Raw genomic sequence first — 12030 nt, forward strand, 5'->3', positions numbered from 1 at the left:
TGAACTGCCCCATAAATGTTAGACATCAAACTAACATTTATGGGGGTTTTTTAATGGCTAAATTTACTGCAGAACAAAGGATTCTAATTGTTTCAAGGTATTTAAATGGGAATGAATCTATCAATGAGATTGCGCGGGAGGTTCAGGTAAAACCAACTATTTTGAGTGGATGGATTCGCCTATACGAACAACATGGCATTGAAGCTTTTCTAAAAAGCTATACAAGTTATTCAACTCAGTTTAAAATGGATGTACTAAATTATATGATCGAAACGGGTACATCTTCTATTGATACAGCTGCGATATTTAATATTTCTTCTCCTGGAATGATACGAAATTGGAGATTAAAGTTAAATCGAGATGGATTAGACGCCCTACAACCAAAGAAAAAGGGGCGACCATCTATGAAGAAAGAAACAAAGAAAATTGATTCAAAGAAAGAAACACCAAAACTAGTTGAAGATACGGTAGAAGTACTACAAGCGAAAATTGAGCGTTTAGAAATGGAGAATGCCTACTTAAAAAAGTTGAACGCTTTAGTTCAAATGCAGGAAAAATTACAAACAAAATCAAAGCGCAGGTAATTTTTGAACTAAAGCATATGTATGAAGTTGTAGATTTAGTTGAAGTCGCTGACATTCCACGTAGTACGTATTATTATTGGGAGAAAAAATTAAATCAACCTGATAAATATGCGAACGTAAAAGAAAGTATTAAAGAGATTTTTCATGAACATAAGGGTCGTTATGGACACCGTCGGATCACGAAAGAACTAGAGAAACGAGGGTTTAAACACGATAAAAAAACCATCAATCGTTTAATGAATGATATGGACTTACTATGCTTAGTCCGCATGAAAAAGTACCGTTCTTATAAAGGTAATGTGGGAAAAGTTGCTCCTAACATCCTAAACCGTGATTTTTCTGCAGAGAAAGTGAATCAAAAATGGGTAACCGATGTGACGGAATTCCACCTATTCGGTGAGAAACGTTACCTCTCTCCAGTACTTGATTTGTGTAATGGTGAAATCATTGCTTATAACGTCATGAAACGTCCTGTTTATAAATTGGTCGGAGAAATGTTAGTCCAAGCAATAGAACGTCTTCAGCCAGGAGAGCAAGTGATTCTTCATTCAGATCAAGGCTGGCATTATCAAATGAAACAATATCAAAAAACATTAGAACAGCACCAAATTACGCAGAGTATGTCTCGAAAGGGAAACTGTTTGGACAATGCAGTCATGGAAAACTTCTTTGGCTTATTAAAGTCCGAACTCCTTTATCTACAGGATTTTGACAGTATAGAGCATTTTGAAAAGGAATTAGCTGATTATATTCACTATTACAATCACAAACGAATGAAGGCAAAATTAAAAGACCTGAGTCCGGTGGAATACCGAACTCAAGTCTTAAAAGTTGCATAAAATTATTTGTCTAACTTTATTGGGTCAGATCAATCCAATTCATTGGCCAGCATGCTTTTATTGGTTTACTAAATTAACATTCCTGCAATAGCCGCACTTAATAAGGATGCTAGCGCACCAGAGATTACTGCTTTAATTCCAAGTTTAGCAATGTCACTTCTCCGTTCAGGTGCAAGATTTCCTAATCCTCCGAGGAGAATAGCCATAGATGAAATATTAGCAAAACCGCACAAGGCAAAGCTGATAACAATAACTGATTTCGGAGACAAATGACTGATTTCAGGTGCAAAGGAAGAGTAGGCAACAAATTCATTTAACACTAATTTCTGTCCGATATAACCGCCAGCCTGAACGGCTTCACTCCATGGGACACCGATTGCAAAGGCAATTGGCGAGAATACATAACCCAAAATCATTTCTAGCGTCAAATGTTCAAATCCAAATAGGCCGCCAACAGCGCCAATAATACCGTTGATTAAAGCAACTAAAGCGATGAATGCCAGCAGCATCGCACCAATGTTCAAGGCAAGTGATAGCCCTACGCTAGCCCCGCGTGCCGCTGCATCGACTACATTCACTGATTCTTTATCTTTTTCAATCGTAATATCATCTGTCGTTTCTGATTTTTCCGTTTCAGGCATCATCACTTTTGCCATGATTAAGCCCGCAGGTGCTGCCATAAAACTTGCTGCAAGTAAATATTCTAAAGGTACGCCTAACAATGCATAGCCCACAATAACAGATCCAGCAACAGAGGCTAGCCCTCCAGTCATCACAGCAAACAGCTCTGACTTAGTCATTTTTGCCAAAAATGGACGCACAATTAATGGAGCTTCTGTTTGACCGACAAAAATGTTTGCAGCAGCTGACATTGATTCAGCTTTACTTGTACCGAGCAGTTTTGCTAAACCGCCGCCTATGAATTTAATAATTACTTGCATAATCCCAAGATAGTACAAAACAGAAATAAGCGAGGAAAAGAAAATAACTATCGGCAACACCTGAAAGGCAAAAATTGTCCCAATGTTTGTTCCTTCAGCAAACAATCCGCCAAATAAGAAGTTGATTCCTTCATTTGCATAGCTAATAACTTCATTGACAACATTAGTGAATTTTTCTAATGCCATCTTTCCGTACTCCCATTTTAGTACAATAACAGCAAAGCCTAATTGAATTGCAAGCCCTGCAAGGATTGTTCGAATATTAATTGCCTTTCTATTGGAAGAGAGAAGAAGAGCTATGGCAAAGATCGTCGCAATCCCAAATAATCCCCAAATATAATTCATGAAAACACACCTCGTTATGAAATAATGGCCACAATGAAAACGCTTATCATTTTAGTCAAAAATACATACCTCTCCGCAAAGAGGTATGAAAATAGACGTCAGACATCTTCTTTTTGTCACTTGATTATTCTAACATGAATTCACTTGCAGTAAAGTATTTTTCTTATGCTATATAAAGGTTAGAAGATTCATGCAATTACATCGTATATCTCTTGCACGATTTATCCTTAGATTTTCCCAAAAAACAAAGGAATCATACAAAAATATTTTTACTGTGCGCTAAAGTTAGTTAAGATAAGTCACTTCAAAAGTGATACAATATATTCTGCAATCTTTTAAAATCTAGAAAGCTTTTCTATTTATTTCAATCTAAAACTAAAAAAATTGTGAGGATGAATAATGACAAAGGAAATAAAAAGAAATATATGGACCATGCAATCCTTCTATTTATTGACTTTTTTTGGAACTGGCAGCTTATATCCCTTATTAAGTGTTTACTTAAGTGATGTTGAACATCTAAATGGGTATCAAATAGGAACAATCATGTCGATTAGTCCAATTGTTATGATTTTTTTTCAGCCTATTTGGGGAATGATTTCTGATAAATTAAATGCACCTATTAAAATACTTACCTCAGCGACACTAATTGCAGCGATATTTGGGCTAGGATATATCACATTTAATGGCTATTATTGGGTTTTCATGACAGCTACATTAGTAGCTATATTTCAGAGCGCCATCATTCCTGTTTCTGATAGTTTATCATTAACATACACAAGTAAGGTCAAAGTTAATTATGGAAATATCCGATTATTTGGATCACTTGGATTTGGTATCGCAGTATTTGTAATGGGAAGGCTATCTGAACTAAATCAAGAAATTATTTTTTATTCCTTCTTCTTCTCTTTATTAGCAGCAAGTATTTTAGCTGCTAGAATGCCGTACGAAAAAAGTTCTAGAAATCAAAACCTCCTTGGGGGAGTGAAGGAGATACTTTTTCATAAGAAGTTTCTGGTTTTTCTAGGAATCACATTTTTAGTTTTTGGTCCAAACCTTGCTAATAATACATATTTTGGACTGTTCATTGACGGGAGCGGCGGTACGTATACAGGAATAGGGATTGCTTTTTTACTCGCGGTTTTATCAGAAGTGCCCTTCATGAAAGTAGCTGCAAGCTGGATTAATCGTATCGGATTACTTCAGGTTGCAACCATTGCTGGAGTTGTCTCATTAGGAAGATGGCTGCTTTATTTTGCTGAACCGGATCTTTGGATTATCTATGCTACCTCTATCTTACAAGGCTTCTCGATTGGTCTATTTATCCCAGCAGGACTACAGTATATTCGTGATATTACACCCGCACATATTACTGCTACAGCGATTACACTATACTCCGCGATTGGAAATGGTCTCGGAAACTGGTTTTGTACCTTTGTCGGAGGGATTATCTTTGAGGAATCTTCTATTTTTACGGTCTACTTATTTTTCGCCATACTCGCAGTGATCGGTATTTTCTTGAGCCTATGGCTAATTAGGGAAGAAAAGGCAAGCTCAAAATTACACGCAGTGATGAAAAATGAATGACCTCTCGTAAAGGAGAGGTCATTCATTTTTCTGATCTAATCTTTTTGCGAGAAGTTCTTTCACTTCATTGTACGATAATCCCGAATCGCGATTAAGCCGCTTTACCTCTTCAATATCAGTTCCAACAACTGTATACTTTTTTGTATTATTATTTACTTTCATTGTTAAATCCTCCAATTATGAATAGATTCTCTAAACTTTTCGAAGGTTAATTTTTCCTTAATATGAACATACTAAGCAGGAATTGCATAAGCGCCTTCGGAACCATCAAGCACAGATCGTTCCTGTAGTGATAATAAGATAGGCGCATGTATTTGATAAAAAGGGGGCGTTTCCTATTTTTTTCAACCGAAAAAATCAAGATGATAAGCCAGAAGTAATTATGTTAGATACTGAAATATACTCCTGCAGTCAAGATGAATGCAATGGCTGGATGAGAAAAGAATTTGCTTCAGATGACTTAAAATGTCCTTTATGCGGCAATGATACGAATGCGGAAATGCGTGAACTTCCGCAAATTGAATAAATATTCAAGGAAAAGACTGTTGTAGAGAAAGGACTCAACAGTCTTTTTATGTTTACAGGTTTTCATTCTGCTGGCCAATTTCATTTTCGCTAATAATCATATTTGCTGTTTCTATTGAGTGGTGTTCATTTAATGAATCGCCTCTATAATTGTTTTGATTTGGATACTTTTCATCTTTGCTCATAATTCTATAATCATTGATTCCTTCATTCTTGTTTACATGCTTTTTCATATTTTTCTCCTTTCAGCAAATCACCTTATCAATAACATGAGATATAAACCTTTTCATTATTCACAATCCAAAAAGAAAAGCGGAGGCAACTAACTGGGTATGACTATTCCATATAGAAGCAGAAGGGTAAAAAAAATCCCTCCATGGTAGGGAGGGCTCAATCAATTTAAATGTATGGTTAGATTAAAAGCGCTATTCTACTTTTTTTGAAAGGCAGCGGTCACATTCCAATAAATATGATTCCACATGTTCATGAACCTTTTGACCGCATTCTGGACATACTTTTCCTTGTATTCCTTTTATCATTTCATTTACAGCTTGAATCATGTAAATCCTCCTTTTTATAATACAGTTTAATAATGTTCTTATTGTTATAGTACAGTATACACCATATCCCCCGAAATGTGTACTATAAATAAAAGAATTTTATAAAAATTCAATTAATAACACAAAGATTAATTTATAGGCAGTAGAAATTTAGTATATTGTTTAATTTCACTTCCAACCAATGGATATTTGGATTACAATCATACTTGTGATTATTTTTAATGCCTTAACTAAAGGGGGCTTTTATAACGTCTATGCTTGATATTTTACAATTGTTTAATCCAATGCTTATCTTTGTGGCGATGGTTCTTACATTTATCGCATCCTATACAGGTTTAGATTTATTTTCTCTTACACGTTCTACCGAAAGTAATAAAGGGTTTCTATTTTTGGGGGGGACGTTTTCACTCGGAGTAGGAATTTGGATTATGAATTTTATTGGGATGGTTGCCATTAATATGAATGGTTCAGCAACCTACCATATACCGTTAACTGTTTTATCACTTGTTTTTGGCATTGCATTTACAGGAATGTCATTTTACTGTGTCATTGATATGAAAATTAAATTTCGCCATTTGTTATTAGGCAGCTTTTTTATGACCATTGCGGTCTTGTCGATACATATTACCGGCATGTATGCCATGAAAATGAATATCCATTATAATCCAGTGTTATTTTCAGTCTCAACCCTTCTCATTTTTTGTTCATTTGTATTTTCATATTGGATGTTATTTTATTCTAAAGGTCTATCACGATTTAATGAGATATGGATCATGCCCATCAGTTCGCTCGTTATTACAGGTGCTATCATTGAAGGATATTTATTGCTGCTGCGCGCATCTTCCTCACTCAAAGCTTCAGGAACTGCTCAGCAAACGTCTAATCCTGAAACCTATCTGATTTATCTCGTCTTTTTTGTTTCAATACTTATCCTAAGCGGATTGATTGGTTCAAGAACCATTACAGGTAAAATGCTTGCTGTAAGCAATACAAATCTAAGCGATATTAAGTCAGCACTCGATGAATCTTCAATCGTGACCATTACAGATCCAAATGGAAAAATAACATATGTGAATGATAAATTTGTTGAAATCTCTAAATATGAAATGCATGAGGTGCTGGGTAAGACTCATAATCTCTTAAATTCAGGCGTTCATTCTGCCCAGTTTTTCAAAGATTTGTGGGATACAGTATCTTCTGGGGAAATTTGGAGAGGTGAAATCTGTAATCGGTCGAAGGAAGGGAAACTGTATTGGGTTGAGACAACGATCGTGCCATTTCTTAATCGAGAGGGAGCACCTTATCAATTCGTTTCGATTCGTTCAGATATTACTGCCTTAAAAACAACCGAAAAGCATTTAAAGGAAACTTTAAAAGAAGTAAGTGATATAAAATTTGCCCTTGATCAATCCTCCATTGTTGCATTTACAGACGAAAAAGGGATCATTACGAATGTAAATGATCGTTTCTGTGAAATTTCGAAGTACAGCAGAGAAGAAATTATCGGACAAACACATTCTTTGTTAAATTCGACGCATCATTCAAAAGAGTTTTTCCAAGAGCTCTGGAGAACAATTGGACAGGGAAGAGTATGGAAAGGGGAAATACAAAATAAAGCGAAGGATGGCACGCTTTATTGGGTTGATACAACAATTGTTCCCTTTCTAAAGGAAAATGGAAAACCGTATCAGTACCTAGCTATTCGGAATGATATTACTGAAAGAAAGAAAAACGAAGAAATTATGCATCGTCAGGACAAGCTGGCAACAGTTGGGCAGCTAGCTGCTGGTGTTGCACACGAAATTCGCAATCCTTTAACTTCAATGAGAGGATACACAGAGTTTCTTCAATTAGATGAAAAAAATAAGGAACGGCAAGAATATTTAGACATTATCCTCGATGAGATTGATCGGGTAAATAATATTGTCGAAGATTTCATGATGCTCGCGAAACCAAAAGCGGTCGTACTAGAAGAAAAAAATATTATACCTATTATTAAAACCGTTCTCTCATTATTTGAATTTGAAGCAAGGAAGAAAAATATTCATATTTTCTTTGAATTTAACCAAGACAAGATTACTGTGGAATGTGATGAAAACCGTTTAAAGCAAGTACTCATAAATTTTATAAAAAATGGGATCGATGCTATATCTAATGGAGGAGAAATAAGAATACGCGCAAGGGTGATCGCTCAAATAGTACATGTTTCAATTCAAGATACAGGTATAGGGATTCCGAAAGACAAGCTAGAAAAAATAGGCGAACCATTTTTCACAACGAAAAAGAAGGGGAATGGTCTTGGATTAATGGTAAGCTTTCATATTATTGAAAGTCATAACGGCAGAGTTGATGTTGAAAGTGAACTTAATAAAGGGACAACGTTCACAATCCAACTACCAGCTAAAACATCATAAAAAAAGACAAAAAGGAAAATGTAGCACTTCCTTTTTGTCTTTTTTCATTTTGACTGACTATCCTCTTTATCATTTTGGTGAACAAAAAAACTATGAACTGGTTTTACCATCTTTTTGAAATTCTCTTCAAACCTTTGACTTATATAGGTTGAGCGCTCATAAATGACTGCACGGAGATTTTCAAGCTGCCTTATGATTTTCTGCGTTAATGCCTCTTGCACATCTAAACGTTCCATGACTGTTGTATGATAGACTTCCTGCACCTCAAGCTGCTTCGTCAACTCATCATACTGTTCCTCTTGTTTCTCCAGCTGTTCGGACATCTTGGTGGAAACCGATTCAAAATTAGCAATTTTGCCTGTAAGCAATTCAGTAGAATGGTGCTGTATGGAAACTTGGTCCAAAATTGCCTGGTTGATTAGGTTTTCTTGTTCGATTAATTCGGCAATGAGTTCATTTCTATTTTCAAGCAGGTCAAGACGTGCAAGGAGCATACTATTTTCGTTCTCTTGCTGCTCAATTGATGTTACTAAATGGTTTATGAGCTCATCCTGATTTACCAGTTTGTTCATAAGTGTATGATAATTTTCGTTATGATTCTCTCTTGAAATTACGATTTGATAATGAACATCCTTTATAGAATGATCAATCCGGCTGTACAATTTTCTATAGGCATCTGAAAACTGCTGATTCACTTTCTGCTGCTGCTCAAGTACTGTTTTCAGATAATTATAGCGAAAGGTATCTTGATTGGATGTTTCCTTTACATCTTTTCTTTGAAATAACTTTGGTTCAATATCATGATTAGAAAACATTTGCTATTGTTCACTCCTCCCTTTTTATACCACGTAAAGCAGCACTTTTTTTATGTTATGTCTATTGACAGGAAAACGTGGCAAGAATGGGCTTCTCACTTTTTTTAGTATAAGAAAAACCCATAAATTTTTACGGCAATGGTAAAATTTTGATATATTATTGTAGCCAGTAAAGTTTAACTTTAGTAGAATAGATTTATAAAAAAGGGAATATAGGTGTAAATGTTTTACGTAAATAGATTAAAACGGTTACACTAGAAGATGAAGAGTTATCTTTTCATTTCTGCTTTTTTGTAAATTAATTATTGGGAGGATGAATGCGATTATGGCTATTTCATTATCAAAGGGACAAAAAGTTGATTTAACTAAAACAAATCCTGGGCTGTCAAAAGTGATTGTTGGTCTTGGCTGGGATACAAATAAATATGACGGCGGCCAAGATTTTGACTTAGATGCAAGTATATTCCTGCTTGATTCTAACGGGAAATGTGCTTCTGATAAGGATTTTATTTTCTATAATCAGCTTGAAGGCGGCAATGGTTCTGTTGTACATACTGGTGATAACCGTACTGGTGAAGGGGACGGCGATGATGAGCAAGTGAAAGTGAACTTAAGTGCTGTACCTGCTAGCATTGAAAAAATCTCATTCGTCATTACTATTCATGATGCAGAAAGCCGCGGACAAAACTTCGGACAAGTATCGAATGCATTTGTGCGAATTGTAAATGAAGAAACAAACGAGGAAGTTATTCGCTATGACCTTGGCGAAGATTTCTCCATTGAGACAGCGGTTATTGTTGGTGAATTATATCGTCATTCTGGCGAATGGAAATTCTCAGCAGTTGGCTCAGGCTACCAAGGCGGCTTAGCTCGTATTGCTACAGACTTTGGTTTGCAGGTAGGTTAATTTTCAACTGGTATTTGCAATACAAATACAAAAAAGCCAGGTAGACATGACTCTATCTGGCTCATTCTTTAAACTAGATTTTTAGGGAGGGTTTATGATGGGAATTCAATTATCAAAGGGACAACGAATTGACCTAACAAAAACAAATCCTGGATTAACGAAAGCAATCATCGGACTTGGCTGGGATACTAACAAATACCAGGGCGGACATGATTTTGACTTAGATGCTTCCGCTTTTTTAGTTGATGCGAATAATAAATGTCAAAACGATCTTGATTTTATCTTTTATAATAATCTCCAGCATCCAAGCGGAGCCGTAATTCATACTGGTGACAACCGTACAGGGGAAGGCGACGGCGATGACGAGCAGCTTGTCGTTGATTTCACAAAAATCCCTGCAAATGTTCATCGTATTGGAATTACTGTTACGATTCATGATGCAGATCAACGGATGCAAAACTTTGGTCAAGTTTCTAATGCTTTCGTACGTTTAGTAGATGATGCGAATAATCAGGAATTATTACGTTTTGATTTAGGAGAAGATTTTTCAATTGAAACAGCAGTTGTAGTATGTGAATTATACCGACATGGAAATGATTGGAAGTTTAATGCTATTGGCAGCGGATTTTCAGGTGGGCTTGCATCCCTTTGCCGAAATTATGGATTGCAGGTTTAATTTTTGTTCTGTGAAAAGCCTTTTCAAAGAATTTTTGAAAGGGCTTTTTTTCATCCATAATTGTACTATTAGCTGAAGGGTTTACCATAAACTTTTAAAAAGAGATGATAAAGAGGTGAGAGAATGACAGTACATGTCGTGAAAAGTGGGGAATCCATATGGGCAATTGCACAGAGCTATCAAGTACCCATCTCATCAATTATAGAAGTGAATCAGTTAAATCAATATGGAGCAATCATACCCGGTCTAGCGCTTTATATTCCTAATAATATCTTACCTGTAAGATCTCAGATCGTTTCCCAAGGAGATACACTAAACCGATTAGCAAACCAGTTTGAAACAACGATAAACCTGATTCTTACGGCAAATCCAGGCATTGACCCTTACCAGCTAAAAATTGGGCAAAAAATAAATATTCCATCTCCAATAAAATTAGCGATGGAAACACTCGGTTTTATTGTTCCATATTCTCCAAATACATTCCTTCCATTCTTCAATCAAATTGCAAATAATCTTACTTATTTATCAATTGTTTCATACTCCTTAACAAATGAAGGATATGCATATATTCTCCTAGATGATACAAAACTCATTACAGAAAGCATAAGATTAAATGTTGTTCCGCTTCTAATGATTAGAAATTTCGTAAATGATGAATTTAGTCCTGAACTCATTGGCAGTGTACTAGAAAACCCAAATTATCGGCAAAATTTAATTAATAGTTTAATGAATTTTATTATACAGAAAGGGTATGGAGGAGTGAGCATTGATTTCGAATTTATTCCGCCGCAAAGAAGATTGGATTTTAATCTGTTTCTTACCGAACTGAAAACGGCGTTAGGCTCTCTAATTCTCCACGTAAATGTTCATGCTAAAACAGAAGATATTCCAACAAATCGAATCATCGGAGCTTATGATTATGCAGCCATTGGAAGAGCAGCAGATATTGTTGCAGTCATGACAATCGACTATGGCTACCCTACCGGACCACCAAATCCTGTATCACCTTTATGGTGGATGGAGCAGGTTATCCGCTATGCCATTAGTTTAATTAATCCGCAAAAGCTACAAATTGCCTTGCCTTTGTATGGCTACGATTGGAGGGTTTCCGATAATAGAACGAGTGCCCATTCACTTCTTGGAGCGCAAAATTTATCAATTTCAGCTGGTTCAGTCATTTATTATAATCTTCAAGCCGCAGCACCATATTTTACTTATTGGAATGGAGTGGAGGAACACATCGTTTGGTTTGACGATATTCGAAGCTTTCAAGAAAAATATAAGCTTATCGATCAATATGGTCTATTAGGAACAACCTATTGGCAGTTAAGCCTTTCTTTCCCGCAAAATTGGGCATATATGAATCACAACTTTCAAATTAAGTAGTGAAATGATTTAATCAATCGTTTCCAATTCATCTTCAAAATAAAACATACTTGGATTTTCTTTAATGGTATAAGAATACCTTTTCATATTAGAAATATAACTAGATTTATTTATTGTGACCTTTTCACCTGTTGAAATTAAAATAACAACTTCTTCCGCTTCAAATTTATTCGTACGCTTCATTGTCATTCCTTCTTTCTAATTTATCTTAAAGACATCAAAGTATAAAAAAAGACGCCAATAAGGCGTCTTTTTACGTATTGCGGCGATGACTGCACGCCACATTCGTGCATTTCCTTTGAAGGACTGTCCATCGTCTTATGCAATTAGCTCATCGCATAATTACTATAACATAAATAAAAAATAATAGCAATCAAGCGGGCAGCAACTTTCATGATAGACCTAAAATTACACTTTTTGAAACCTTTTAGGCTTATTTTCGTTTATTATTAAG

General features: G+C 35.7%; 13 protein-coding genes. 7 read left to right on the top strand and 6 right to left on the bottom strand.

The genetic code is table 11. From position 1 onward, the window contains the following. Positions 1-53 precede the first annotated feature (53 nt). Positions 54-1423 (top strand): IS3 family transposase gene (locus tag C1726_RS23980; RefSeq protein ID WP_102271266.1). Its coding sequence is split into 2 segments (ribosomal slippage): positions 54-519 and positions 519-1423, totalling 1371 coding nucleotides; the frame shifts between segments, so codons are not numbered across the junction. 68 nt (positions 1424-1491) lie between these two features. On the opposite strand, the gene C1726_RS23985 is transcribed toward C1726_RS23980, so the two are convergent. Beyond that, the gene (locus C1726_RS23985) at positions 1492-2709 is read right to left on the bottom strand and encodes a NupC/NupG family nucleoside CNT transporter (protein ID WP_102275458.1); all 1218 of its coding nucleotides are present in this window, start codon (positions 2707-2709) and stop codon (positions 1492-1494) included. 396 nt (positions 2710-3105) lie between these two features. On the opposite strand from C1726_RS23985, the gene C1726_RS23990 reads away from it, so the two are divergent. After that, positions 3106-4293: an MFS transporter gene (locus tag C1726_RS23990; RefSeq protein ID WP_235822884.1), complete on the top strand. Its 1188-nt coding sequence runs from the start codon at positions 3106-3108 to the stop codon at positions 4291-4293. 18 nt (positions 4294-4311) lie between these two features. Here the strand turns inward: C1726_RS23990 and C1726_RS26395 are convergent, their stop codons facing one another. Next, on the bottom strand, positions 4312-4455 hold the full coding sequence (locus C1726_RS26395; RefSeq protein WP_180968290.1) for a hypothetical protein: 144 nt from the start codon (positions 4453-4455) through the stop codon (positions 4312-4314). 175 nt (positions 4456-4630) lie between these two features. Between C1726_RS26395 and C1726_RS23995 the strand changes: the two genes are divergently transcribed. Next, positions 4631-4819: a cold-inducible protein YdjO-related protein gene (locus C1726_RS23995; protein ID WP_102275460.1), complete on the top strand. Its 189-nt coding sequence runs from the start codon at positions 4631-4633 to the stop codon at positions 4817-4819. 52 nt (positions 4820-4871) lie between these two features. Here the strand turns inward: C1726_RS23995 and C1726_RS24000 are convergent, their stop codons facing one another. Then, positions 4872-5051 carry a hypothetical protein gene (locus C1726_RS24000; RefSeq protein WP_102275461.1) on the bottom strand — a complete coding sequence of 60 codons (180 nt, stop codon included), beginning with the start codon at positions 5049-5051 and terminating at the stop codon, positions 4872-4874. Between the two features lie 192 nt (positions 5052-5243). Continuing rightward, complete coding sequence (gene yhfH / locus C1726_RS24005; RefSeq protein ID WP_235822885.1) at positions 5244-5357, bottom strand: protein YhfH; 114 nt, start codon at positions 5355-5357, stop codon at positions 5244-5246. Between the two features lie 275 nt (positions 5358-5632). On the opposite strand from yhfH, the gene C1726_RS24010 reads away from it, so the two are divergent. Next, entirely contained in the window at positions 5633-7792 is a 2160-nt protein-coding gene (locus tag C1726_RS24010) for a PAS domain S-box protein (protein ID WP_102275463.1), read from the top strand. A gap of 44 nt (positions 7793-7836) precedes the next feature. Here C1726_RS24010 and C1726_RS24015 read toward each other — a convergent pair whose 3' ends face one another. Next, positions 7837-8607, bottom strand: a complete 771-nt coding sequence (locus tag C1726_RS24015; protein WP_102275464.1) for a hypothetical protein — start codon at positions 8605-8607, stop codon at positions 7837-7839. Between the two features lie 325 nt (positions 8608-8932). On the opposite strand from C1726_RS24015, the gene C1726_RS24020 reads away from it, so the two are divergent. The 3 genes from C1726_RS24020 to C1726_RS24030 all read left to right on the top strand — a co-directional run bounded on the left by C1726_RS24020 (position 8933) and on the right by C1726_RS24030 (position 11576). After that, the gene (locus C1726_RS24020; RefSeq protein WP_102275465.1) at positions 8933-9514 is read left to right on the top strand and encodes a TerD family protein; all 582 of its coding nucleotides are present in this window, start codon (positions 8933-8935) and stop codon (positions 9512-9514) included. 97 nt (positions 9515-9611) lie between these two features. Then, positions 9612-10190 (top strand): TerD family protein, encoded by a 579-nt coding sequence (locus C1726_RS24025; protein WP_102275466.1) that lies wholly within the window; start codon positions 9612-9614, stop codon positions 10188-10190. Positions 10191-10313: 123 nt separating this feature from the next. Then, positions 10314-11576, top strand: a complete 1263-nt coding sequence (locus C1726_RS24030; RefSeq protein ID WP_102275467.1) for a glycoside hydrolase family 18 protein — start codon at positions 10314-10316, stop codon at positions 11574-11576. A 9-nt stretch (positions 11577-11585) separates the two neighbouring features. Here C1726_RS24030 and C1726_RS26400 read toward each other — a convergent pair whose 3' ends face one another. After that, positions 11586-11759, bottom strand: coding sequence for a hypothetical protein (locus C1726_RS26400; RefSeq protein WP_180968291.1), 174 nt, complete (start codon positions 11757-11759; stop codon positions 11586-11588). Positions 11760-12030: the final 271 nt, after the last annotated feature.

Origin of the sequence: Cytobacillus massiliigabonensis (genome assembly GCF_900199725.1) — a bacterium.
In the GTDB taxonomy this organism is placed as follows: domain Bacteria; phylum Bacillota; class Bacilli; order Bacillales; family Cytobacillaceae; genus Cytobacillus; species Cytobacillus massiliigabonensis.